This is a genomic window from Halodesulfovibrio sp. MK-HDV, from assembly GCF_009914765.1.
In the GTDB taxonomy this organism is placed as follows: domain Bacteria; phylum Desulfobacterota; class Desulfovibrionia; order Desulfovibrionales; family Desulfovibrionaceae; genus Halodesulfovibrio.
On the sequence record NZ_WYDS01000008.1, the window covers coordinates 103,376 to 129,228 of the forward strand.

Annotated in this window: 23 protein-coding genes; 16 read left to right on the top strand and 7 right to left on the bottom strand. The window is 44.8% G+C overall.

All coding sequences use genetic code 11. The features are described from left to right. Positions 1-40: 40 nt before the first annotated feature. Positions 41-835: an iron export ABC transporter permease subunit FetB gene (gene fetB, locus MKHDV_RS08170; RefSeq protein ID WP_160714130.1), complete on the bottom strand. Its 795-nt coding sequence runs from the start codon at positions 833-835 to the stop codon at positions 41-43. After that, positions 832-1,533, bottom strand: a complete 702-nt coding sequence (locus tag MKHDV_RS08175) for an ATP-binding cassette domain-containing protein (RefSeq protein WP_160714132.1) — start codon at positions 1,531-1,533, stop codon at positions 832-834. The genes fetB and MKHDV_RS08175 overlap by 4 nt, the downstream gene beginning before the upstream one ends. Before the next feature lie 543 nt (positions 1,534-2,076). Between MKHDV_RS08175 and MKHDV_RS08180 the strand changes: the two genes are divergently transcribed. The 6 genes from MKHDV_RS08180 to MKHDV_RS08205 all read left to right on the top strand — a co-directional run bounded on the left by MKHDV_RS08180 (position 2,077) and on the right by MKHDV_RS08205 (position 8,765). Next, on the top strand, positions 2,077-2,967 hold the full coding sequence (locus MKHDV_RS08180) for a hypothetical protein (RefSeq protein WP_160714134.1): 891 nt from the start codon (positions 2,077-2,079) through the stop codon (positions 2,965-2,967). A gap of 237 nt (positions 2,968-3,204) precedes the next feature. After that, entirely contained in the window at positions 3,205-3,939 is a 735-nt protein-coding gene (locus MKHDV_RS08185; RefSeq protein WP_160714136.1) for a FadR/GntR family transcriptional regulator, read from the top strand. Next, positions 3,936-4,184, top strand: coding sequence for a hypothetical protein (locus MKHDV_RS08190; protein WP_160714138.1), 249 nt, complete (start codon positions 3,936-3,938; stop codon positions 4,182-4,184). Before MKHDV_RS08185 ends, MKHDV_RS08190 begins: the two co-directional genes overlap by 4 nt. A gap of 50 nt (positions 4,185-4,234) precedes the next feature. Continuing rightward, on the top strand, positions 4,235-5,647 hold the full coding sequence (locus MKHDV_RS08195) for a hypothetical protein (protein ID WP_160714140.1): 1,413 nt from the start codon (positions 4,235-4,237) through the stop codon (positions 5,645-5,647). Positions 5,648-5,666: 19 nt separating this feature from the next. Further along, on the top strand, positions 5,667-6,833 hold the full coding sequence (locus MKHDV_RS08200; protein ID WP_160714142.1) for an MBL fold metallo-hydrolase: 1,167 nt from the start codon (positions 5,667-5,669) through the stop codon (positions 6,831-6,833). A gap of 105 nt (positions 6,834-6,938) precedes the next feature. Beyond that, positions 6,939-8,765 (top strand): GTP-binding protein, encoded by a 1,827-nt coding sequence (locus tag MKHDV_RS08205; RefSeq protein WP_160714144.1) that lies wholly within the window; start codon positions 6,939-6,941, stop codon positions 8,763-8,765. A gap of 153 nt (positions 8,766-8,918) precedes the next feature. Here MKHDV_RS08205 and MKHDV_RS08210 read toward each other — a convergent pair whose 3' ends face one another. Then, entirely contained in the window at positions 8,919-9,134 is a 216-nt protein-coding gene (locus MKHDV_RS08210; RefSeq protein WP_160714146.1) for a hypothetical protein, read from the bottom strand. A gap of 542 nt (positions 9,135-9,676) precedes the next feature. On the opposite strand from MKHDV_RS08210, the gene MKHDV_RS08215 reads away from it, so the two are divergent. From MKHDV_RS08215 to MKHDV_RS08260, 10 genes are all read left to right on the top strand, one after another. After that, entirely contained in the window at positions 9,677-11,389 is a 1,713-nt protein-coding gene (locus tag MKHDV_RS08215; RefSeq protein ID WP_160714148.1) for a PAS domain-containing sensor histidine kinase, read from the top strand. Positions 11,390-11,475: 86 nt separating this feature from the next. Continuing rightward, positions 11,476-11,856 (top strand): hypothetical protein, encoded by a 381-nt coding sequence (locus MKHDV_RS08220; RefSeq protein WP_160714150.1) that lies wholly within the window; start codon positions 11,476-11,478, stop codon positions 11,854-11,856. 17 nt (positions 11,857-11,873) lie between these two features. Continuing rightward, entirely contained in the window at positions 11,874-12,254 is a 381-nt protein-coding gene (locus MKHDV_RS08225) for a response regulator (RefSeq protein ID WP_160714152.1), read from the top strand. A gap of 130 nt (positions 12,255-12,384) precedes the next feature. Further along, positions 12,385-13,875 (top strand): sensor histidine kinase, encoded by a 1,491-nt coding sequence (locus tag MKHDV_RS08230; RefSeq protein ID WP_216846891.1) that lies wholly within the window; start codon positions 12,385-12,387, stop codon positions 13,873-13,875. Next, positions 13,850-15,247, top strand: a complete 1,398-nt coding sequence (locus tag MKHDV_RS08235) for a sigma-54 dependent transcriptional regulator (protein WP_160714156.1) — start codon at positions 13,850-13,852, stop codon at positions 15,245-15,247. Before MKHDV_RS08230 ends, MKHDV_RS08235 begins: the two co-directional genes overlap by 26 nt. A 697-nt stretch (positions 15,248-15,944) precedes the next feature. After that, positions 15,945-17,309, top strand: coding sequence for a sensor histidine kinase (locus tag MKHDV_RS08240; protein ID WP_160714158.1), 1,365 nt, complete (start codon positions 15,945-15,947; stop codon positions 17,307-17,309). A gap of 27 nt (positions 17,310-17,336) precedes the next feature. Continuing rightward, positions 17,337-17,720 carry a response regulator gene (locus MKHDV_RS08245; RefSeq protein WP_160714160.1) on the top strand — a complete coding sequence of 128 codons (384 nt, stop codon included), beginning with the start codon at positions 17,337-17,339 and terminating at the stop codon, positions 17,718-17,720. Between the two features lie 42 nt (positions 17,721-17,762). Beyond that, on the top strand, positions 17,763-19,013 hold the full coding sequence (locus tag MKHDV_RS08250; protein WP_160714162.1) for a sulfite exporter TauE/SafE family protein: 1,251 nt from the start codon (positions 17,763-17,765) through the stop codon (positions 19,011-19,013). Beyond that, on the top strand, positions 19,013-19,726 hold the full coding sequence (locus MKHDV_RS08255; RefSeq protein ID WP_160714164.1) for a hypothetical protein: 714 nt from the start codon (positions 19,013-19,015) through the stop codon (positions 19,724-19,726). Before MKHDV_RS08250 ends, MKHDV_RS08255 begins: the two co-directional genes overlap by 1 nt. A gap of 3 nt (positions 19,727-19,729) precedes the next feature. Then, a complete protein-coding gene (locus MKHDV_RS08260; RefSeq protein ID WP_160714166.1) occupies positions 19,730-22,327 on the top strand; it encodes a PEP/pyruvate-binding domain-containing protein in 2,598 nt (865 codons plus the stop codon). A 136-nt stretch (positions 22,328-22,463) separates the two neighbouring features. On the opposite strand, the gene MKHDV_RS08265 is transcribed toward MKHDV_RS08260, so the two are convergent. From MKHDV_RS08265 to MKHDV_RS08280, 4 genes are all read right to left on the bottom strand, one after another. Next, positions 22,464-22,871 carry a TonB family protein gene (locus MKHDV_RS08265; protein WP_254060439.1) on the bottom strand — a complete coding sequence of 136 codons (408 nt, stop codon included), beginning with the start codon at positions 22,869-22,871 and terminating at the stop codon, positions 22,464-22,466. A 116-nt stretch (positions 22,872-22,987) separates the two neighbouring features. Further along, a complete protein-coding gene (locus MKHDV_RS08270) occupies positions 22,988-23,425 on the bottom strand; it encodes a biopolymer transporter ExbD (RefSeq protein ID WP_160714170.1) in 438 nt (145 codons plus the stop codon). Positions 23,426-23,433: 8 nt separating this feature from the next. Further along, on the bottom strand, positions 23,434-24,021 hold the full coding sequence (locus tag MKHDV_RS08275; protein WP_160714172.1) for a MotA/TolQ/ExbB proton channel family protein: 588 nt from the start codon (positions 24,019-24,021) through the stop codon (positions 23,434-23,436). After that, positions 24,018-25,844, bottom strand: coding sequence for a GTP-binding protein (locus MKHDV_RS08280; protein WP_160714174.1), 1,827 nt, complete (start codon positions 25,842-25,844; stop codon positions 24,018-24,020). The genes MKHDV_RS08275 and MKHDV_RS08280 overlap by 4 nt, the downstream gene beginning before the upstream one ends. Positions 25,845-25,853: the final 9 nt, after the last annotated feature.

The following is a 25,853-nucleotide window of genomic DNA, read 5'->3' on the forward strand; positions in this document are numbered from 1 at the left end:
ACATTGCGGATGTTATTCAGCAGTAACGTACAGTGAAATATTATGACGGGATGTGCTTTGTCAGTACAAGTGTCATTGCTGAAGTGAAACAGCGTTTGCGAACCAGCAGTAGTACTAGAATTGACGCAAGGGCTGTTGATCCGACGATCATAAGCATAACGACGATCTGGTAGCGGACGGCTTCCTGTGGATCAACTCCAGCGAGGATCTGACCGGTCATCATGCCGGGAATGGAGACCAGTCCGACACTCATCATAGAGTTAATTGCCGGAATCATACCTGCGCGAAGTGATGTGCGAAAAATTTCTTCTGTGGCTTCTTTGTAGTCTGCACCATGGCATAGATACATTTCAACCTGATCGCGCTTTGAGCGTAGTTCTGAAAAGAACCGTTCCAAGGTAAGGGAAAGGGCATTCATGGAGTTACCAGCCACCATTCCACCAATAGGAATAAAATATTGCGGGCTCCACCAAGGATCTGCGCCGATAATAATCTTCGTAACAAGAATTGTGATGAGCGTGTAGCTGATCATTACTGCAAGAGTTGTGGGAGCAAAGTAGGCCACTTGCTTTTCTTTCACTCGCCCGTAGACAATATGCACAGAGAAGAATGTCATGATGGCGTAGACTGTCAGTACAAGGAATGCGTTGTCGAGGCCGAAAAGAATGTTCAGCAAATACCCCATTGCCAGCAACTGGGCAAAGGTGCGGATTACGCCTACAAATAAGTCGCGCTCAAGCTTTAAATGATAATACAATGATGCTGCTGCGGATATGCTTACAAGCCCGAGAGCTATGACAAGCTGTATCCATGATATGGAGATGAATGATGTCATGGAAGTATGCTCACAGTGCCGTCTGCAACGGAAATATGCATATGCGGACAGGTTGGATGGTAACTTGTGTGGTTCACCATCATGATTGATGTTCCCTGCTGCACCAGTTCTTCAGCTGCTTGTTCAACGCGCTCTCTGCTTTCAAGATCAAGAGAGCTTGTTGGTTCGTCAAAACAGATTACGTCAGGATCGGTAAGTACTGCACGGATGAAACAGAGGCGCTGTTGCTGCCCGACCGACAGTGTTTCGGCAGGTGCATCCAGCGAAACATTCTCCAACGCTAATTTTTTAAGCCATTGAAGAAGTCTTCCTTCTTCTGGCTGCATACAGTTCTTTCTGCTGTGTAGTGCAAATGGGAATAGCAGGTTTTGACGTACAGAGCCTGGTACAAGTGTCGGCTGTTGTTGCACGAATCCTATATGCGCACGCAAGGTGGGCGGGTAGAATGACGTAATTGGAGTGCCGCGTAATAGTATCTCCCCACCAGAGGCTTCTTCAAGACGAACAACAAGCCGTAGGAGTGTTGATTTTCCAGAACCGGATGCGCCGGAGATGAGAACAAACTGGCCTTGCGGAATATTGAATGAAACGTTGTGTAGACCGGCTCCACCGGGCCATGTGAAACTGACGTTCTTAAATGTCAACACCGGAGTATTACTGTGCGTGCCGGTTTGTGGTTCTGGTAATGGAGAGTGCATAATTATCTCGTTGGGTCTTGTTGATTGTACCTAAAAAAGATCAAGTTTTGTTTGAAATGCTTAGTATGGACATCTAAGGCAAAAAGGATGACATACATAATCCGACATAGATACTTCATCATGTCAAGCTTGTGAGGAAAGTGTGACTTTCCATAGAAGGTTGTTACCGATGGGCTATTCATAAGATTTTCTTCGCAAGGAAGTTGTCTAGTCTAAAAGTACCAGATTGATGACGTGTAATGTGCAATAAATTTGCAGAACCATAATCTTGCTATGTCATATGTTGTTATGTCAATGAATTTGATTTAAGATTTATATTTTATTTTTTCTTTTTAAAAACAATATGTTATTTTAGTTGAAGAAAAAAGTAAGAACTTATTTTTTTAGAGCTTGCAATTTGTACAGAGAGCTTCATATCTTTGCCTCTTGTACGTATTGTTTCACCAACTCGCATTTTTTAAAGACGGATTGAGCATGTATCAGGAACAAAATGGGTGTATCAGAGCCTTAGTAAATATATCAGATCAGGATCTGTTATGTTTTGTGAACGATTTTCAAGCACTGCTATGGAGAGTTGAGATTCCCCGTTCTCGAATTGAGATTTTGAATGAATTCGTCATCGAAGGGTTAGGTGAGGATACTTCACTTTTTATGAAGAATATATCCTTTAGGGATGAGTTATTGCTGCCTGGTGAAAAAGGGCGTGTAGATGCTTTTTTTGATAAAATGAAGGAGCGCAAAAGTGCTTCTACTGTTTTTCGTATTATCAACAAATCTGGTGTGCTCATGTGGCTTAAGCTCATTGGTACACGTAGTTCTTGCGACCCTAATTATTACCACGGCACATTAAGCGATGTTACAGACACTGCCGCAGTGGTAACAAAGATAGCTGAAGAAGAGCTTGTCGAAGGTGCACAAATTGTTTTGAAGGAAGATAAGGCCGCGGCAGTTGTGGCGCCAACCGGAAGCCAGTATGAAATCAATATTTCGGATGCGTTGATGGCTATGCACGAACGGTTGCATCAGCAGGAACATACGGATGGTTTGTTGTTTTCAGATGTGCAGACCCGAAAAAATAAAGTAAGCGTGCATTACAGTGGTAAAGTTTTTGAAGGTGCTGTTCAGGGAGAAATTTACCCATACAAGGGAACAATTGCTCAAGATATTGAACGGTACAATCTTAACTATCTTATTGTGGATGACACGCTGGACAGCATTAAGCCCATCGACTGGGCTTTGTTTGTTCCGCGTGGGATTCGTTCCTACTATGCCAAACCGTATTATGTACGGGGAGTGCTTCGTAGCGTGGTAATTATCTGTTCTAAAAAGACGGCTGCCTTTAAAGATAAATTGATTGATTCGTATGATGATGTTTTAGAGCCTTTCATGAAGGTTGCACGTCCTTGGCGTAGGCAGGATCACGCTAAAATATAGTCGACTAAATATATCGGGTTTAAGATAAATGACCCACAATTAAACCACCCTAACGAGAGTTAGGGTGGTTTTTTATTATAATTGGCTCACCCAATTGTATTTTTGGGTTACAAATTGATTAGATTGGGTCAATAGTAGCATAAAAAAACACTTTTTATTGTTATTGATTTTTTGCGCATGTAATTACCTACTTACTCTAACCTGTAGCAATACAGCAGAATCTGTGCTGGAGGGACTGTGAAAGGTTATCAGGAGTTATTGAAAAAGCTATCAGCCATTGTGCACGAACATAATCTTCAGCCCGGAGACCGCCTGCCACCGGAAAGGGTGCTTGCACCACTTCTGGGAGTCTCCCGAAATACGCTGAGGAATGTTTTGCATAAGCTTGAAGCATGCAGGCTTGTTTCCATTCGAAAAGGTAGCGGTACCTTTTTACATACATGTTTACTCGAATTTGAAGATGTACAGGAATCAAGCGGACATGACTCTGAAAGGCAAATGGCAGAACGAAATGAGGGGTCGTTTTTGATTCTCCCAATTGTTGCGGCACAGAGTGCAGATAATATAGGGGTGCGGCTTATTGATAAATTGCAGCAGGCAAATATTGCGCTGTCTCGCAGCCTGCTGTCCGGTGCTACACCCATGATCTACGACGATGTGCTGAGCTTTTTCCGTATTTTAGCGCAAGGTACTAATAACCAATATTTAGTGGCGGTTGTTGAGCATCTTTTCGCTTATTCAGATTCGTTAGGAACAACGATTACCAGATTGACGCAAGAGCAACGAAACAAGTTGTTCGCATCCCATGTGAAGTTAATTCATGCACTGCGGGAGCGGGATAGGGGTCACGCTGCTGAGATAATGAAAAGGTATATCTTGTTTTTTTCATACGCAGCCGAAGTGCATTGCAATGTGAAAGCAACAGATTTGGTTTTTGCTGCAATGCAGGAGTATGAGGGGGATTGGTCATGAAACTGACCAGAAGGGGCTTTCTCTCTGCACCATTTACATTTGCATCATCCGTTGATGAGACACCGGTTGATATTGTGAATGAACATCCGGACTCTATTGAAGTCAGTACGGAGCTCTTCAGCGAGTTTCCAGCCGAGTTGCTTGCAATGGAAGCAGAACGACTGGGGCTATCGCCAGATGCTGATAGCGACGAGGTGTGTCGGGCTATCCAAGCTGCCTTGGAAAGCTGCAAAAATTCTTCATAGAGTCTTGTTGATAGAACAAATGCATTCCGCAAGGGAATAGGAGGTCGCTAATGGAACGGTACGGGACTAATTATTTAGAAGAGCGAAAGCTTGTAAAACGGTGGTCTGGACCAACCCCAGCTCTGCTTAATCTACTTTTCACGTTGATCGTGTTTTACGCCACATGGTGGTTCTTCCATGATCCACGAGGTGTTATGCGCATGTATACTCCGTATGTTGGGTACATGTACACACGCTGGTGGCTGATCGTTATGATTTGGATGGTATACTTGTTCAACTTCTGGCCGTTTAAACGCAAATGGTTAGAATCTACTCACCCTCTCACTAAAGGGATCGTGCTCAGTGCGGTATCTGTGGGTGTGTTGTATATCCTCATCAAAGGCTTTTTTGAAGGCTTGCTCGGTAACTACGGGCTCGCATATTTTAATCCGGATCAGCTGGTAAAGCTTCCCGGAATTACAGAATTTTTTGCAGTAGAATATTCCTGTCTAGCTATTCTCATGTTTGCAGCTATTGCATCATGGCTTAGTCCTGCATGGGTTGTTGCAATGGAAGAAGAGCCGTGGAGTAAACTCCCACAGCCTGCAAAAGGGTTCAGTATGCTTATCTGCACCTTCTTCCTTTCAACCATTGTGTATTTTGTAACCATGCATCCACACATGGGTATTCTCTACCACCCTTGGCAGTCTTTTACATCTATTGCACCGCCATATTGGGAAAAGTTTGCTAATACTGTTTCCGGTAACTTCCATGTTTCATGGATTATGTGCTGTACGGTTGTTGTCTGGCTGGTTGAAACTATCTGGCAACGCTACCCGTTCAATCTTATCCGTCATCCGTGGTTACGACGCTTCGCGTTATTCTTTGGTATTATTGCTATTTCTCTTGCCATGCACTTCTTCTTGTACTTTGCACAGGAACTGACATGGGGTGAGGCTATTCGCGGTACCCGTCGTGCCTTTGCACCGGACTGGCGTTGGTTACACGTAGGCGAGATGGCTATTTTCTTCCTTGTTCCGGCTCTTTTCCTTCATTTCTATTGCGGTAACTGGCCAAAAAAATTCAGTATGCCTGTTAACGTGCTTGTGCGAACCATCATTACTTTGGTTGCCACTATTGCACTGTACATCGGCTACTACAAAGTTTCCCACTTGTTCCTCGGAACACAGAAAGGATTCTCGCATCCGCAGCAGTTTCCTATGATTCCTATGATCTGGCTCGTAAATATTTGGCTCGTAAACCACTGGTTTATGGACAACTGGCCGGGTTGGAAAATGGTTCCGAAAACTGTGGAAGAAATTGAAGCAGATCATGTAGCGCATCAGGCAGAAATTGATGATGTACGCTGGTCTCCAAGTCTCGGTGCCGGATTGGGTATGGGCGCGCTCGCAGGGGTAGCATTCTATGCATTTACCATCTACGCGCTTCCGGGTTTGTACGCAGCCGTCGATATTCTAAAGTAGTACAAGGGAGATATCTGTCATGACTACTAAAAAGAAAGAAGTGAAACGCCGTGACTTTTTAAAAGGCGCAGCCACCGGTGTTGGCGTTGGTGTATTCGCAGCCATGGGTATGTATTCATACTCTGATGCCCGTAAAGAAATGTTTCCAAAAGTGGAGCGTAAGCAAAAAGATATCGGTGTATGCCGTTCTATCCACGTTACAAACATTTCAGAAACAAGCTGGTTTGATAACGCCACATTGATTGGTGATATTAAAAAAGGTGGCGGGTTGCTTGTAAACCAGTACGACTACAACTGGCCACCGTTCGGTAATGGAAAAGGACTCGGCAAAGGTTCATACGCAGATGGTATGGCCAAGATTAAAGAGTTCCTTCCTGATCGTCTTGATGAGGCGTGGGACGTAGTTTTAGAGAATTGCATTCATCCAGAGAACGCTGGTGGGTACTCGTGCCTCGTTGAAATGGAAGAAATGGATGGTAACAAGCGTAAGTTTCTGCTGGATTCCGGCTGGTCATACAAATGGATGGACGAGTGCTTTAAGCGCGAAGGCATCGATACCATGCTGCGGAACAAAGAAATTGAAGCGTTGTTCATTTCCCACGAACACTTTGACCATTACTGGGGATTGCCGGTTACATTAAAATATGATCCGGAAATAACCATTTATATACCTGAAGGGTTTTATGAAGAAGGGCTGCAATACATTAAGGACTGCGGGCACAAAGGTGAGGTTCATACCGTTAAAAACGGATTATTTGAAGTCGCACCGGGATTTGCAACCTACGTATTCCCTGTTCCGATTATCTGCCGAGTGTACGGTGAACAGTCATTGTACTTCAACATTGCAGATAAAGGGCTTGTAAGTGTTACCGGCTGTTGCCATCAGGGCATTATCCGGTTCGCAGAAACTGCCTATCAGGAAATTGCGTACGAGAACGACAATTTCCATGGAATCTATGGCGGTCTGCATATCTCTCCGTTTGACGACTGGGATCCAAAATATGACGACTTAGTTATCTCCCTAGGGAAATACGGATTTGAGCGCATTGGCTGCAACCATTGTACGGGTGTGTTGTGTGCCAAGAAGTTCATTAACGCCGGCTACCCTGTCGTAGAAGGCACCGCTCAATTCCGTTCTAAAGACACAGCCTATCTTGGTAATGGTGATACCATTACATTTGGATAGCTCCCTAACTCCCCTGCACTCCCTACAAAGGGGATAGTAAGTCATTTGAACCGCCTGAAGCACTACGCTCCCGAAAGGGGCTTCAGGCGGCTCCCAGGAGTTTTTATGCGCGTGATTCCAAGTTCAATCTGTCCTCATGTTGCCTTGCAGGAACCGGATGTTGCGGCATCAGAAGTACTGAAGGCAATCATTGTCCGTTCTAATTTTATTCCGGGAATTCGTTTTCAGTTAGGGTGGCGCGGTGTCAAAGACTGCTGTTTCGCTTCTGATGCATGGACGATGAAACTCGCGGGGTATTCCGGTGTATTCGGAATTCGTCGAGCAACTGTTGTGGAACAGGACGGAGTTTCTGTCGGTGTTTTTCCTGTAAGCTATTTTCCACAGCCGGATGAGGACATAGTTGAATCATTTTCTGTTCAGGCAGGACTGATTACGCAATTGAAAGAGTATAAAACGTTGCTGCGCGAATATGTGAAGCATGAAGCCTTGTGTGATGCCTTTACGATAGGTGCCGTGCATGTTGCGGTGTTACCTGATGGAACAGGCTTTACGTTAGGTTTGGAGTCTTCATCGCGTTTAGCATCTGTTGCTGTCGATGGTGTGGTAGCTGGAGAGGGCACAGAGTTGGCAGAAGTAATTGCTGCCGGAGATTTTGATCAGAATATTCCCGCTTGGGATATAGCATACGATTTTTTCCGCGTACTTGCGGCCTCAGCTTCGTACTGTATGCAGCATCAACCGGGGAGGATGATGCAGCGTATCCGCGAAGGGCGTATGGTTCACTATACTGCCAAGGGCGCATGTTATGCGGTTCCGGACACGGATGAGCACGAAAAACAATTGGTACTTGAGTACGGCACCATTCCTGATAGTGCAAACACCGTCCTGCATGATCCGTCATGGAGTGACTCGTTGCATGATCTTTGGTGTCGTAATGAGCAGGTTCCTGAAGAATATGCTGAAGAAGCTTGGTGGCAGTCGCTACCGGATTCACAACACAAGAGTCTCGATAAAAAAGTACTCGGAATTGTGGATAAGCCACGCCTGATTATTCTGACTGGCTTTTTGGGTTCAGGAAAAACAAGCTTTTTACGAGAATTCATAGAGTACCAGATTGCACGAAATCAGTTTGTAGCAGTTGTGCAGAACGAAATAGGCAAGCAAGGGCTGGATGGCAAAATCCTCGGGCAGGAATATGCCGTAACAGAGGTGGATGAGGGCTGTGTATGTTGTTCGCTTGTAGGCTCGTTAAAAGCCGCAGCGATTGAACTTACACAGATATTCCAGCCGGACTATATTGTTGTGGAAACGACAGGGCTTGCAAATCCGGCTAACTTGCTTTCAGAGATTGCAGAGCTGGAAGACTTGATTGTTTTTGACTCTGTAACCACGGTTTTTGATGCTGAAGCAGGCGTGCGGTGCCTGAAAAACTTTGAAGTTGCACGGAGTCAGGCTGCTATGGCAGATACAATTCTGTTGAATAAAGTTGATCTGGTCACACAAGAGCAGCTGGCACTTCTGCATGAAGAGATCCGTAGAATGAACCCTCGGGCATCTGTTCTGGAAACTGTTCATGGTGATGTACATCCTTCTGCATTGGAATCCGATGTTCCCCGAAATGCGAGGGAAAAAAGGATGCCATTGTTGCTGACAGATTTGCGGAACCATACGCACGACAATATGTCTTCAATCTCAATTAAACTTCCGAAGGAAATTGAGAGGGAGGCTTTTGAGACATGGATTCAGGCTCTTCCTGAAAAAGTGTATCGCGTTAAAGGTGCACTGACGTTCATTGGTGATGAAAATCCGAGCGTTGTTCAGTACGTAGCAGGGCGGTACGATATTACTCCGCATCCTTCAGATGCAATGTCCGACTTTTTGATTGCAATAGGACAAAACATTTCAGAGAGCGAAATTCAGCTTGTAGTCTAGCGACAGAGCAAACTACTGAGCGAACTGCAAAGCTGCCCACGTAACCTAGTGGTGCTTATTCGCTGTTCTTCACGCTCGTTCCTTATTTATTACATAACGCAAAATGTCCCGCATGAGTTGTTCTCGTGCGGGACATTTTTATAGAAATTCGGGCTAACCTTTAACGTCGTGGTCAACAATACAGACCCCTTGGCTCTGGATTTCCTCAAAGATATTGTAGCTTCTGTAAAGCGCTGCACATTGCCATTTTTCAATGGGCTGCGAACTTACAAGTTGCGCCGTCTCTGGAATGGCTTCATGTTTTTTGCTCGCAGAACAAAAATACACCTTAAACGAATTGTCAGCATCTTTGAAACAATCAACGAGCATGGCTGACTCCTGAAGTTTGAGTTATAAAAAAAACGTATTATAAAATATACGACTCTGACGTGAAAAGTCCAATTAGAAGTTTGGAACTTGAATCGTCGGAAACCGTGTGTTTAAAGGGATTCTCCGTACTAATTTAGCAGGTTGAGAACTCTTTATGATCATATTTTTTATAACTATAAAAAAGATTAGGTATTTTTTGAAAACGTGCTCGAAACGGTCGTATCTTTTGGGTTCGTGCTGAAGGAGTTTCAGGCTCCTGTCTGCCAGAAGTGTTTATGTTGAATGAGCCACGCGATTGGGTGTTTTATACCCTTTGGGAAGCCATTTGTAGTAGTTGCTGTAGGTTCATATTTTGCCGATGTATGCGTCAGTTTTTTTTACGATTGTAAAAAGACCTGACGTTTTTTTTGCGTAATAGGAATGGTGTAAAAATCTAACTATCTGTTTTGAAAGACTAAAAGTATGGCATGTGTTTTGCCTTTATCTCATAAAGTGGAATGACCATAAGCCTTGTAATGACTTTCTATAGTGTGGATTCGTACATGATTGCATTAAGCCGTTTATCAAATTTTTTTGTGAAGTACTTTGTACCTAAAGAAGAAGCCGGATTGCGGCGGTACAATGTGCTGCGGTTTAAGATGATTGGTCTGTTTGGTTTGGTCGCTCTTGTTCCATTATGCCTTATGGCGTTAATTAATTTTCATATCTACAAGTCTTCGTTGGATAAAGAACAGCGTCTTTCCATGTTGAGCCTTGTAAATAAAACAAAATATTCTTTTGAATTGTATTTGAATGAACGTCTTTCTGCTGTGAGCTTTATTGCAGCAACCCATAGCTTTGAAGAGCTGTCAGATACACAGAGCATCAGGAAGATATTTCATACGGCAAAACAAGAATTTGAAGGGCTTGTTGATCTAGGACTGATCAATTCTGAAGGAAAACAAGTCGCCTATGCCGGACCATATAAATTGTTGGGAAATGACTACTCAGAGCATGACTGGTTCAATGAAACCAGAGTGCGTGGGACATATATAAGTAGTGTGTTTTTGGGCTATCGAAAGTTACCTCATATTGCCATAGCGGTTGAAAGTGTAACCGCAGGTGGTGAGCCGTGGGTTTTGCGGGCAACCATCGCAACGGAGCCCTTTTCGAAGCTTATTTCTTTCATGAACTTAGCCCCGGGAGTGGATGCGTTTTTGCTTAACCGAAACAGAGTGCTTCAAACGGAATCTCGATTGTTCGGCTCTGTCTTAAGCCCTGTTCCATTCCAATTGCCTCACGCAGAGTATCGAGGCGGCAATGCGCTTCTATCGACTGATAAAGGTGATTTTTCTGCTACCTACGTAAACTTTATGCAACCTGAATTTGTGTTAATGGCGGTACGTCCTGCGGCTCAGGCAACCGGCGCATGGTTTTCGTTGCGGACTGATTTGCTCGGTGTCCTTATTGGCGGCGCAATTCTTATCACCATAGTTGCCTTCGGGCTGACAAATATACTTATTCGCCAGTTAATTTTCGCGGATGAATGCCGTGAAAATATATTGAAAGAGATTGAGCACACGCAAAAACTGTCTTCAATTGGTCGCTTGGCAGCTGGTGTTGCGCATGAAATCAATAACCCGCTTGCTGTCATAAAAGAGAAATCCGGATTGATGATGGATATTCTGGCGAGGTCACCCGCAACAGAAGTAACTGGTGTGCTTGAACGGCAGATAAACGGAATTACTTCGTCAGTAGAGCGGTGTAGCGCTATTACGCACCGGCTTCTTGGATTTGCCCGTAAAGTTGAAGCAAAAAATGAATGGTTGAGCGTAAATGAGATAGTGAGCGAAGTACTTGAATTTTTGGAAAAAGAAATCACTAAACGTTCAATCTCTATAAATATGATGTTGGAAGAATCGTTGTCAGAAATTGAGTCCGATAAGGGGCAGTTGCAGCAGGTATTTCTTAATATTGTCAGCAACTCTCTGGAAGCAGTAGATGAGGGCGGAGTCATATATGTTGAGAGTAAAACCGTAGAAAACGGGGTCAAAATTATTATCGGCGATGATGGTTGCGGCATGAGTGAAAACACTATGAGCCGAATATTTGAACCGTTTTTTACCACAAAGAGAAACGCCGGAAACGGACTTGGATTGGCTATTTCATACGGCATTATCCGAAAGTTAGGCGGTGATATTTCAGTAATCAGCCATGTGGGAACCGGTAGCGTGTTTACCGTAACATTGCCGTTCTCAGCTGAGTCAAAGGCTTAGGATTACGAGCTGTTTTGAGTCGTTGTTGATACGCCTCGCCGCATGGGTGTCGGTATCAGCAGCGACAGAGCATTAAGGAGGTCGTTATGCAGAATGTTTTTATGTTTCTTGAGAATTCGTTTACGGCAGCTACGTTTGCGGAAGCTGGCTTTCATTCCACAGCACGGGATATTGCAAAACTTCCAAGCCCTGCAGAAGGGTGGTTTGAAGAACAGATGGTGTGTGCAGCAATGACAGAAGGTGACTGGACTGCCTGCGTTGATCGGGAAAAAAAATCTACTGTTTTTGACATGATGGATAACTATTTTGTTCCGTTGACGTTCGCAGAAGCTGGACAGCCGGATGTTGCATTGCAGCTTATGGGCAAAGAGGTTCCGCAGCCTGAATGCGAGTACGAATTTGTGTCCTTTATGGAAACAGTAGGGCTTAGACCAGATCAGATACGCTATGGTCTTGTAACCATTTAACGTGGAGTTGAGTAGAGATGCGCGAAATAAAGCTATTGCTTGTGGATGATGAACAGGACTTTGTAGAAACTCTGGCAGAGCGTTTACGTCTGCGTGATTTTGGCTCAACAGTCGCGTTAGACGGTGAAACGGCGTTATCTATTGTACAAGAAGGAGTTCCGGATGTTATGTTGCTCGACATAATGATGCCGGGTATTAATGGACTGGAAGTGCTTGAACGGGTCAAAGAAAATTATCCCAATGTTCAGGTAATTATTGTAACAGGCCATGGTGGTGAAAAAGAAAAAACGCGGGCAATGCAATTAGGCGCTTTTGCCTACATGACAAAGCCAGTAGATTTTGAAACACTAATCATTACGATCATGGCAGCGTTTGAGCAAATAAATGTAGAACCATAGTGATGCCTCCTGTGTGGAATGCACAGAGTAGATATTGGTTATGGCATTGGCGCACTTGTATAATGGGTCTACCTGCATGATAAGGTCGGCCCGTTATTTTTTTATGGAAAGCAGTAAAAAGGTTGTAAGCATGTTTTCATTACGCACGAGAATAGCGTTGTTACTGTTCTGTGTTATTGCTCTAAATCTGGCAGGTGCAGGCATAACATTGTGGTACACCAACCGGACGCAAAGTTTGCAAGTGCAGCTTTCTGCTAAAAATGTGGCAGCGTTGGAAGCATCACATGGTTTGTCTGCATCACTGATGGATCAAAAGGGAAACACTACCTACTACCTGCTTTCACATGATGATTCATGGTTAAAAGAGCTTAATGCTAAGCGCGAACTTTTTGAAGGATGGCTTGTTAAAGCAAAGGAATCTGCTTTTTCTGCTGAAAGCCTTCTTGTGCTTTCTGAGTTGGAATCTTTGTATGCAGAATATGATGCCAGCAGAAAAGAAGTTATTGAAAGTTACAAGCAGGGACATCCGGACGCCGGAGCTGAACTGCATTGGAAAATTCGCGATGAATTCAACACATTGTTGCTTTTAAGCAAAGAGTTCAGAACGCTTTATGTGCAGGCTATTGAATTGAATCGTAAGGAGTTTTCGGAAGAAGCTGAGATAGTCAATAAGGTAATTATGGCCGGTTTGATTTTATCGGCAATTATCGAGCTTTTCCTTATCGTCTTTTTATACAGAAAAATTTTAGATCCTATTCGAAATCTTGCTCATGCCACGGGTGAGGTTGGTGACAGTGCTTCTCCTTCCACTAAAAACGATGTGCTTACATTAAGTAACAAAGTTGAATCGTTAATCATACATATTGATGACACCCAGAAAGAGCTTGATGCGAATAAGGAAACGCTCCTTCAGTCGGAAAAAATGGCGCTTGTCGGCAAGCTTGCAGCGGGTGTTGCCCATTCCATCCGAAATCCACTTACTTCTGTAAAGATGCGACTGTTTTCTTTGGAAAGGTCGTTACAGTTGGATGGACAACAGCAGGAAGATTTTGATGTTGTGAGCGAAGAAATTCTGCATATTGATAACATTATGAAAAACTTTCTTGAATTTGCCCGCCGTCCAAAATTAAAAGCGAAAATTCAAAGCCCATCTGAAGTTGTCGATACGGCACTTAGGCTCCTTAAGCACCGGTTTGAATCGCAGGAAGTGAATGTTTCTGTTGAGCGAACAGGACTTTTACCTGCGATACCTATTGATGGTGGACTGTTAAAAGAGACACTTGTTAACTTGATTCTGAACGCTTGTGATGCAATGGTTCAAGGAGGCTCGATTACTATTACGGAGAAAACGGATGTGGTTGAGCCGCTTGGAACAATCGTTTTTATCAGAATCGAAGATACAGGGCCGGGGATTGCTGAGGATGTTATAGAACAAATTTTCGAACCGTTTTTCAGTACAAAAGAAGAGGGTTCAGGGCTCGGGCTTGCCATTGCAAGACGGATTGTGGAAGAGCATGGCGGCTGGTTGCATGTAACGTCTTCTGAAAATAAGGGCACAACATTCTTACTCGCGCTTCCTGCAACAAGAGGGAAACATGGCAAAAATTCTCTTAGTAGATGATGACGCTCAGTTACGTAAAAGTTTTCAGAATATTCTTCATACTGAAGGGTATGAGGTTGTGGAAGCGCATTGCGGTGAAACTGGTGTTGAATTGGCCGAAAAAGAAAGGCCGGACATTGCCGTGTTGGATGTTCGACTTCCGGGTATGAACGGGCTTGAGACTTTTAAGGCTCTCCGTGCGTTGTATCCTGATCTGCCGGTTCTTATTATGACGGCATACGGCACCACAGATACTGCCATCGAATCAACAAAGATGGGGGCGTTTGATTATGTCATGAAACCCTTTGATGTTCCGGAAATTTTATCCCTTATCGAAAAAGCAATTCAAGCTGCATCAGCTCATGCCCGTACTGCCCCTATGCCATCAAATACACCTATTCTTCTTGGAAAAAGCAGGGCGATGCAGGATGTCTGCAAAAAAATTGGACGAGCTGCACCAACGGATGCCACCATTCTTATACGTGGAGAATCTGGCACTGGTAAGGAGCTTGTTGCACAGGCAATCCATAAGCATAGCTTGCGTTCAAAGGCACCATTTCAAGTTATTAACTGCGTTGCTATTCCAGATACGTTACTTGAGAGTGAGTTGTTCGGGTACGAGAAGGGCGCATTCACCGGTGCGACTCATCGTAAAGCGGGTAAGATTGAACTGGCAAACGGCGGAACAGTCTTCTTAGACGAAATCGGCGATATGCCGACTTCAATTCAAGCTAAAATTTTACGCCTGCTACAGGAACGGCAAGTAGAGCGACTGGGTGGTAGCCATCCTATATCTGTAGATGTTCGAGTTCTTGCTGCTACAAACAAAGACTTGGAACAGGCTGTTGCAAATGGAGAGTTCAGGGAAGATTTGTACTACCGTTTGAATGTAGTAAACATCCCCCTTCCTCCAATCCGCGAGCGAACAGAGGATATCCCTATGTTGGCTGAGCATTTTCTGTCCATGCACTCCAGCGCATCAGACATGCATAATCCCGGTTTGACCGATGAAGCTTTGGCTATGATGCAAAAATATTCATGGCCGGGGAATGTTCGTGAGTTAAGCAACAAAATGCATAAGGCGCTTATTTTTAGCCGTGGTCTTCCACTAGATAAAGACGATTTTGTGAAGCTTGTAGAGGGAGCCGCTGCTACTCCTCAAACTGTAGGTGATGAGGAAGACGTTCGCTCATGGGTGACACGCACGTTACTTACAGAGCATCATGAAAAGACTTTTGAAACGCTTGCAGATCGCTTTGGGGCGATTGTCATTTCTGAAGCACTTGAACTAGCTTCGTGGAATAAAACCCGTGCGGCAAAATTGCTTGGAATGTCCAGACCGACATTGCTAGGCAGGATTGAAAAGTATGGGCTGAAGGAAAATGTGCGTTAGGGGGTTGGTGCTTTTTCAGATGCCTGTAACGTGTGTGGTATCTAGTTTGTTTGTGAGTGCATAAGATTGCGCCATCCTGTTTGTTGAATAGATTCTTAAGAGTAAACCCCGTATGCATGGTTATGTGTACTCAACAGATTGAACTGTAAAAAAAAATTACATCAATCGTAAAATATTCTGACGAAAGAGTGTGCCACTTTGAGGCGCACTCTTTTTTTATGTCCTCATAAAAGTATTGTAAATCAATATGTTAATTGTTTCCTGTTCGGTTGTAATGTTTGGCACACCACTTGCCTAATAGAAGGCATGGTATGCAATGTAACTCTATATAACTTCTCGACAGTGCTTGTTGTCCAAGCTCGTCACTCTAGCATGTGGGATGAAAAGATTGACATCTTCTTTTCATTATACGGCGGGATTGGGAACGGCACCTGTGGAGCTAAGCATCCCGTAGTTAGCCAGAGAGATATTTTTTTATCTTTTACTACGGTTTGCTGCTCTGTTGGGAAGGCTAGCATTGTGTCTGGTTGCATTGCATACCTCTCTTTTTCAACGACGGCACGCCTGTTGGGTAACGTTACTGTTCCGTACGACCAACAGAAGCACTTGCTAGCGAGAATTTCGATGTTTGCTGAAGACATTGTAGGGGCAAGTTGTTTTGTGTTGTCATGCATAGCTACGCGGGAGGGGTAAGGATATGTATATTTCCTCGCATAACTCCTTCCGCTGGCTTGCAACAAGAATCTTCCTGATTGGTATCGGTCCTCTTTTTATCCTCTCTGTTGTTTTATGCAGCCGTGTTGTCCAAAATTTTCTGGATGATGCCGCAGCCCCTGCACTTCGGTATGCGCAGGCGATGGTTGAGAACAAAGAGGTTCATACTACGCAAGAGTTGCGTGAAAAGCTGTCAATGTTGCTTCCCGACGGGCAGTGGATCATCCAGAACGAATCCAATGAAATTACATCTTCCAATATTGAAGATAGCGCTGAGCAACTACGACTGGTGGATGCTGTTCACCTTCAGAATGGTGATCATTCAAGCTCAATATATGCTCCAAAATTACCACTTCCAAACTCCAGTGTGTGGCTGCACGTCTATATGCCGGAATCGGGCAGTGTTTTTTACGGAGTCTCCATAGAGTCTCTGTTACCTGGTGCAACCTTTTCCTTTGGCCTGTGTCTGACTCTGTTTTTTTCTCTGCTTGTTACATCCATCTTTAATTCCGTTATCTTTTCAAGTTTTGTTCATGAAAAACTCGCTCAGGAGACAGTGCTGCGGGAAAAGCTTGAGCAAAAATTGATTGAATCCAACCGGCTCTCTGCCCAGACAAGAGTTGTCGCGGGGATCGCGCATGAGATTAACACACCACTCGCGATCATTATTCAGGAAGCTGGATGGGTGAAGGAACTGCTTGAAGATCTACAGGAACATGTCGAATTGCTTAATAAAGAGCCTAGAAAAGCGCTGTGTGCAACGTTTGCAGAGATGGATGCTTCGCTGAATGTGATGTGCAAGCAGGGTAAGCGATGTGCGGATATTACGCATGGCTTGCTGCGAATGTCGCGTAAGGGTGCTGAGAATAAAGCTGAAGTGGATGTGAATGTGGTTGTTCAGGACGTTATGCACTTATTGCAGCCGAAGGCTTTAGAGCTTGGGATCGAGTTTAAATCGCAAATCAATGCCTTTGTGCCTGCGTATGCATCGTCCGGTCATGTGCAACAGATCTTGTTGAACATTGTTAACAACGCCATTGATGCTGTAGCCGCGAGCAATAGAGAAGTGCGCAGGGTTACCGTATCTACATTCAGCACAAAAGAGACGGTTCTTATCCGTGTGACAGATACAGGAGTAGGACTTTCTCTTGAGCTTAAAAATAGAATTTTCGAACCATTTTTCACAACAAAGGCAGCGGGGCATGGCACCGGTCTTGGTTTATCAATCTCCCATTCTCTTGCAAGGCGGAACAACGGAAAGCTTACCGTGGAATCAAGCCCAGAAAAAGGAAGCAGTTTCACGCTAACTCTGCCAGTGGCAGAAGTAGATTTTTTACCTGCATTGTAGGCGTCCAGACCAAGGAGAAGTGATCACATGGAAGAATTAAAAATATTACTAGTTGATGATGAGCCGGATTTTTTATCCGTAATTGCGCGCAGGCTGGCACGAAGAAATGTTTCAGTAAGCGTTGCATCCTCCGGCTTGGAAGCACTGGAAAAGTTGGAAGCAGAACCTGTAAAGGTTGTTGTTTTAGATGTGAAGATGCCGGGCATTGACGGCATTGAAACACTGCGGCGGATCAAAGAACTCATGCCTGATGTGGAAGTAATTATGCTGACAGGCCATGCAGATCTCGATGTTGCTATCAGTGGAATGGCACTGGGGGCATATGACTATTTGTTGAAGCCTGCTGACATCGATGAGCTCATGTTCAAAGTTCATGATGCTGCAAATGTACATAATTCACACCGTTCTTAGCATTACGCACAGAACTTGTGGTTAGTTATCCAGGAGGAAGTTATGAGGAAATTTTATGCTGTATTTATGGCCGCTTCGCAAGCGCATGCGAGGTGGGAGTTAGAAGTTTCGCACAATATATTGCGAAGCAAAAAACGTATGCTGATACTTTTGGCGCTCGCGCTACCGGCAATTCTTGTGTCTCTGGCAGTGGCTGGCGATGTGATGCCGGAAATTTTAGGCGGAAAAAAGGCATACTCACCTGCTTTTTACACGCCTGGAATTTTTGCAGTCTCAATTGTTATCGGACTCTTCGCAGGGCTTATCACCGGGTGTATCGGAGCTGGCGGCGGTTTTATTATTACTCCGGCTCTTATGAGTGCTGGCATTAAAGGTATCTTGGCAGTAGGTACCGACCTTTTCCATATTTTTGCAAAGGCAATTATGGGGACTGTTATTCATAAAAAACTCGGTAATGTCTCACCTAAGCTTGCTGGAGCCTTTCTAGTAGGTTCTCTAGGCGGGGTTGTCTGTGGTGGCCTTGTAAACAGGGCACTATACGAAATTAACCCTGTGCTAAGTGATGCCTTTATTAGTGCCATTTATGTTGTGCTGTTAGGGTTCCTTGGCTTCTATTCTTTGATCGATTTTTTGAAGCTGCGTAATCAGGACGACGGCGGTGATGCTCATGGTTCTACTCCGGCAGACGGACAGGGACTTGCGTCTAAACTGCAAGGTGTAAACCTTCCGCCTATGATCACCTTTGACGAAGATCTGGTTCCGGGTGGCAAGCAGATTTCAGGTGTGTTTGTTGCAATCTGTGGTGTTTTTGTAGGTTTTGCTGCGGCAATTATGGGCGTTGGCGGCGGGTTCCTTACCTTCCCTATGTTTGTATATGTTCTGGGTGTTTCGAGCTTTACAACTGTTGGTACAGATATTTTACAGATTATCTTTACCGCCGGTTTTGCTTCCATCACACAGTACGCCATTTATGGCTTTATCTTCTATACACTCGCAATGGGCATGCTTTTAGGCTCCTTGCTGGGTATTCAGCTTGGTGCACTCACAACACGCGTTGTAAAAGGCATCTATATCCGTGGATTTTATGCAACAGCAATTTTAGCAGGGTTCGTTAACAGACTGTTGGCATTGCCTGCAAAATTACAAGAAATGGAAGTGCTGGATATTTCTCCGGAGTTTGCACAAACAATAGCAACATGGGGCAACTACGCATTCTTTATTGTGGTGACTATTTTTGCTCTGTGGGTAATTTCTAAATTCGTTACCAACATACCAACACTGAGGAGGGATTAGTGATGCTAATACGAGATCATAAAAATTTCATGCTTGGGTTGGTGATGGCCATAAGTTTTGGATGCGTATTTGCGGGAATGTTTATGCCTTGGTTCGGTAACGGCAGGAGTGCATTTCAGGCTTCGGATGATTTGTTTAACTCTATCTCAAAAGGCTCTACGCATTACATAGGCTTTTTGAGAGAGAACAATCAGGCGGTTGAAAATACCGCGGTCGCAGTTTCATTACAGTTTAGTAGTCAGGAGGTTGCTCAGCAGGCAGCACTGTTGCTCGAAAATACAGGTAATGTTGTAATGAAAGATGAAACTAGCCTTGAGTTTTCAGGAACTCTCGGTTCCATGCTTTCATCCGCAATTACAGATAGCGATACTGCCTTCTATAATGATGAAGCAACGCTTATGAAACGGTATGGTATGCTTCCTAAAGTGGTAATGTATAGATGGTGGCAGACCCTTAAAGAAACAGAAAAAGCACTCAAACGTCAGAAAATGTTCCCAGAGGCGGTTGTGGTAAATGCTGTTATCCTGAAAGGGGTGGAAGTGGGGTATAACTATTTTGGTATTGAACCAAAAAGAGCCTCGAATAGTTATGGAATTCTCTCCTTTGCTTTGATCTTTTATGTTATCTACACACTATGGTGGGGATATGCACTTTTCCACTTATGTGAAGGTGTTGGACTCGCTATGAAAGGTGGCTCTAAAAAGGAAGTGTAGTGAATGAAGATCCTTCATCAAGTTTTACATTGCTTGAAGGGACTTGCTGAAACGACTCAACGCCTCTTCTCTTCCGATAATGACGGAGGGGAAGAGGTTTTGCAGCAAGATTTTACTAAAGCAGCGTCCAATTTTAAACGCTTAATAAGTGCGAACAATAAAGCTCTGGACGTCATGGCGCAGATGGAGCTGACATTGGCGGAAGGGGACGAGTTTGACGCGACGTATGTTCGAACTCAAGTTACACGCGTCAATACTGCTGTGTACCAGCTTATTTCGAGCATTGAGGGATATTCTCCTGAAAAATTTGCTCCGATAAAAAAACGCTTTTTGGAGATTCAAAAAACGTTGAACAACGAGCTGTTGAGTATTCCCTCCAGTACAGAGAGTCCTCTTGTCATGCCTTTTTCACAGATTACCGCAAGCGACGCATCTGTTGTAGGCGGGAAGGCTGCAAATCTTGGTGAATTGAAGAACAACGTCGGTGTACCGGTTCCCGATGGCGTTGCAACAACCTCGAACGCTTTTTGGGTGTTCATGCGTCATAATGAACTTCATGAAGTGTGCGACCGCAGATTACGACAAGTAACGTCTCACTCCCTTACAGAACTGTATGCAGTGTGTTCAAAAATTCGTCAGGATATTATGAAAGCCTCTGTGCCGGAAGAAATTTCTACAGAGATTCTTCGTCTGGTCAAAGACATGGGTGATTCTTCCCTACACTCTTTTGCCGTCAGAAGTAGTGCTGTCGGTGAAGATGGTCGGCATCACGCATTTGCAGGGCAGTATCTTTCCCGTTTGAATGTTGCCAATGATGAAATCCTTGCTGCATGGAAAGAAGTTGTCGCGTCTAAATATTCTCCCGAAGCGGTTGCTTATCGTAAAGCAAAGGGGCTTGCGGCACGTGATCTTGCTGTGTGTGTTGCCATTATGCCAATGCAAAACGTGATAGCGGGCGGAGTAATTTACAGTACTGACCCGATTGCCTGTTCACAGAACGTATCCACAATCCATGCCGCTTATGGACTGCCAAAGGGTGTTGTGGATGGCAGAGTTGCGGCGGACATCGTTACAATGCGTAAGGATCAGAGTGAAGGCGCGGCTGTTGTTGAGCAGGATATTGCTAATAAAGAGAAGCAGTATGTTTCTGTAGATGGAGGCGTTGAGCTTGTTTCTGTTCCTCTGAGTTTGCAATATGTTCCAGTGCTAACGCTTGATGAACTTAAATCGTTGCAGAGTTATGCTGCGAGGATTGAAAAGCATTACGGCTGCCCGCAAGACATTGAATGGGGGATGACTAAAGACAGAGAGATACTGTTCCTTCAAAGCAGACCCTTGTTTCAGTCGTCGTGCATAGAACATTCAATTGAGGTTGCAGAACCTTTGCTTCTTTCCGGTGGGGATACGGTTTCTACTGGTGTCGGGTATGGAGAGTTAGTTTTTGTTCAACGAGAAGTAGACGCACTGATGTTTCCAGAAGGTGCCATTTTGGTTGTTCAGTATGCATCACCAAGGTGGGCGCCGCTGTTGTCAAAAGCCAGTGGTGTTATTTCAGGAACGGGCTCACGTGCGGGGCATCTTGCAACCGTTGCTAGAGAGTATGGAGTTCCGGGAATTTTTGGAGTCGGGAATGTTGAAAATCTAGCCTTGTACAAGGGCAACGCTACGTTGGATGCACAATATAGAAAGGTGTATGCAGGGAAAGTGGATGCGCTGTTAGCGCTATGGAGTCAAAAAAGTCGTTCCATGAAAGGCACCCCTGTGTATGAAATGCTTGCATCAGCGGTGGAGAAAATTGTTCCGCTGCATTTAACCGATCCAACAAGTCCTGAATTTACCGCAGAAAACTGTACAACACTTCATGACATCACACGATTCTGTCATGAATACGCAATCGATGAAATGTTTCGAGTCGGACGCGATATGCATATTCCATCTGGTAAGACAAAACAGCTTTATGAAAAATGTCCCATGCAATATTGGGTTGTGGATTTAGATGATGGTTTCATAACGTATCCGACGGGGAAATTTGTAACATTTGATAATATTTCTTCTGTTCCCATGCATGCCATCTGGAAAGGGATGACGGCTGTAAAATGGGCAGGTCCGCCACCTGTAAGCGCGAAAAGTTTTTTAACTATTCTTGCAGAATCTACGTGTGATCCTTCTCTTGTTCCAGATGCAAGTTCTATCTACACCATGCGTAATTACTTTCTCATAAGCAGCAAGTTCTGCTGCCTACAGTTCCGGTTTGGCTATCATTTCTGCACAGTGGAAACTCTTGGTGGGAATGTATCCGCAGAAAACTTTATATCAATGAAGTTTTCCGGTGGTGCAGCTGATCTGCAAAAAAAGAACGCAAGGGTTCGCCTCATTGCAATAATTTTGGATGAGCACGATTTTAGAGTTACTGTTGTAAAGGACAGACTTACGGCTCGATGTGAAAACATGTCAGAAGAAGATATAAAGCAGAGGCTCTATGTAGTGGGGCATTTGCTTATGCACACCCGCCAATTGGATATGATTCTGCATTCAGAGCAAGCCTTCGCAAATGTTTTAGAAAAATTGCGTGGAGAGCTTGCCCAATTGCGAACACATTAGTTTGAGAATGTGGAAGGCATTAGGGTAAGAGTGCTGTTTCTTGTGAATAGTCTTGTAGTACATGGTGGCTGTGTTGAAGCTTGAAGTCAGTTTGAACCAGCAGTTTGAGCCAACAGCTTGGCCCAGCAGTGAGTTACTACATGCTGTATTGATATTTGACCGTGATGCTGACGGTGAATTGTTGACCGCGAATCATTTTTGGTCGTTTTGTTACTCCGCTAGCCGCGACAATGGCTCGACGTGCAGCCGCATCAAGGGATGAATCACCGGAAGAACGCACGAGCCGGATGTCTGTGAAGCTATCATCCGGTTGGATATGGAAGGAGTAGAGAACATTACCTATCAGCTTAGAAAGATCGCCGTTTCCGGGAAGAAATTTTCGGTGTTCAATCGCTATGTGGACTTCTTTTAAGTAGCTTTTCACTGCAAGTCGCATCAGCCGTTGTGCTGCTTCTTCGCAATCTTTTGCATCAGAAGGTTCTTCAACCCCTTGCTCTAAGGCAAGGGCGTCACTTGGCTTACTCGCAGCCACCTCAAAATTCATGGGCACAACAATATATCCGTCGCTCACAACTGGTTCAGCCGTCCACGTTTGCTGCACCAACCAGACGTGAAAAAAAAATGAGCCTACAATACACAAGCATAACAGTTGGCGCGGGGTCATAGATTCCCCTCAGTCTCTTGTTGTGCTTTTTTGCTGTTTGTAACAATTACAAGGTTGCTAAAACCATGTTTCCGTAAAACATCTACGATGGAGATAAATTGCTGTACCCGTGCCTGCGGGGCAGATTTGAGTAAGAAATGCTCGGGCTGCATGGCAAAAGGCTTTTCAGCAAGAATACGAAGTCGGTGTGAAAGGTCGTGAAGTGTGACGGGTTTTGTGTCGCAAAAGAGATCACCGTTTGAATGCAATTCAATTTCCATGGACTTGCCGGAAACTGGTTTGGAAGATTCAGCGGGTGGTAGTTCCATGGAAATGCCTTTCACCGTAACGACCGCTGAGATCACAAAAAAGATCAGAAGAATGAACACGACATCCAAAAGTGATGTCAAATTGGGACTAGCCGGACGCGGCGAATGCTGTTTGAACGAGATCATAGTGTTCTCTACAGCTCTTGTTCGAGAAAGGCATTGCTTGCGCGCTGCATAGCATAAGCAGTCTTTTCATGTTGTCTGCAAAACCAACCATGAGCGAGCAAAGTTGGAATAGTAATGCAAAGCCCAGCTGCTGTGGTTAGTAATGCCTGCCAGATGCCACCGGCAAGCATCGTAATATCCACGTTGTTGGATGCAGAAAGTCGTGAAAATGCTTCAATCATACCGAATACGGTTCCCAGCAATCCAATAAGCGGTGCGGTTGCAACCACAGTAGAGAGAAAATCCAGACGTCTGCTTAGAGAGAACAGAAGGCTCTCGCCTGCAACCTGCAACTCTTGTCCTTTTTCTTTTTCAGGGCTGTCACTGAAAAGAATTTTGAACAAAGGCAGATAGGTTGGCGCGTCGTTTTCTACTAGCTCAAGGGCAGCTTCTTTGTCACCGTTTCGGGCGAGCGTAAAGAGATCTCTAAGGTTATCCGTTGTAGGAAAGCGGCGTGTTGTGAATATCACGAAACGCTCGGCCACAACTGCAAAGGATGCAATAGAGAGGATAAGAAGCGGCCACATCATTAAGCCGCCTTGTTGAAGAATGTTCATGCATGCCCCCGTTCCAACTTTTCTAGTATTGAAAGATCCATATCTCGTCCAATGGCTACGAGAAAACTCTCGTCAACAAATTCACTGCCAAGATGCGAGATTTCATAACGGCCGGAAACATATTGCACCACATTGGGCTGATCATCTTCGGCTATTTTTACAATCCCTTTGAGTCGGAATATCTCTTTCGGCAACAATTGCAAAGTGTTCAATAGTTCATCTCGTAGTAAAGTTTTACTAAAAGTGAAACGACTGGAAGTAAACCCTTCCATGGCGTGTGTGTGCTGTGGAGATGTTAAAGGGCTAGGCAGAAGTCCTGCCGCAAGTTGTGTAAGGGGGTCGAAGTCGTAAAGTGTTCCGGGATTTATAGCGCCGTGCTTAGTTTTCACCATAAGAGCACGACTGTTCAATGTGCATAGGCGTTCAGTCAGCGCCTGCTGTTCATGTTCAGAAATTAAGTCGCACTTGTTGATGATGATGGTGTCTGCAGCCTTAACCTGATTACGAGCGATGTCACTTTCCGCAAGCAACGCCGGAGCATTTTCAGCGTCCACCAGTGTAGTGATGGAGTCTAACCGAACATGTGGACGTAGTGTGCCCAGTTCGCCCAGAATATTAAACGGATTTGCCAATCCAGTCGTTTCCAGCACGATAACTTTTGGACTGAATTGGCTTTTAAGCTGCTCAATCCCTTTAGAAAGATTGCCTGCCAGAGTACAACAGACACATCCTTCATCCAGTTCAATGATGGAGTCATCTCCTTCAAGCAGCTTACCGTCAACACCGGTCTTACCTATTTCGTTTTGGATAATCGCGACCAGTTCATCACGAGCCGCATGGTATTCAAGAATCTGATTCAGGAACGTGGTTTTCCCAGCACCGAGAAATCCGCTAAGCACTATGAGACTTGGGCGAGTGTCAAATGCATACTCATGCTCACCCTTGTCAGCAATGGCGGCAAGGTCGTGAGTCTCCCAAAAAAGCGCTGAGCGGATAGGTTCGGGGAGGGTCTTCCTGTTGGGTGCGTTTCCTGAAACAGTAGGCGTTGAAAGAACAGTGGATGCAAGTCTTTCAACAGTTTCTTTTTTCCCCCACCCGAGGACGTCTGTGAGGGTGAGTATTTTTTGGGAAATAGAAAAGGTGTTGCCCTGTGCGTCATAGCCAACACCTTTGCTTGCAACTTCGCTTCTACCAAACCGGCAGGGAGGCGTTCCGAGGCTGTTAGAAACGGCAGCGGCAAGTACAAGGTAAAAATCTGTTGCGATGGCATGAGCCGGGATTTCTTCCTCAGCTTCACCCGGTGCAATAATCCACTGACCATCATTGGTTGCAACACCATCTTGTGCAATACACAGCTTGCAGTCATCAGCACACATCTGCAAGCTTAGCGCATCTTCTTCTGCCCCTAGCGTAAAGGTTAAAGAGGCGATACGAAAAGGAGCTGCCCACTGGATGCGGGACGAAAACTGTCGGAGCATCTGCGTATAGTCGTCCTGTACTACCGCATGGTTGGCGGCAAGAGACATAGACTCAAGCAACGGCTCGTCAGGGGAAGGAAAATAGTACAAACCGAGAGCGGCTTGCTGATTGGAATCACTTTCAGAATTCTGTTCAGCTAAAAGGCCGTACACCCCTGATCGGGTGCGGAACTTCATGGTCCATGCCTGCATACCCATAGGACACACAGCTAGACCTTTCCAACCGACTAACCGTTTAAATTCATCATGCTGGCAGGCTGCTAAAATGCAATTAACCAGCACTTCCGGCAGATTTAGCTGCCCTTTTTTGTTTCGCTGCGGAGGAAGAATGGCGGAAAGGTTCATGGTCGTTCT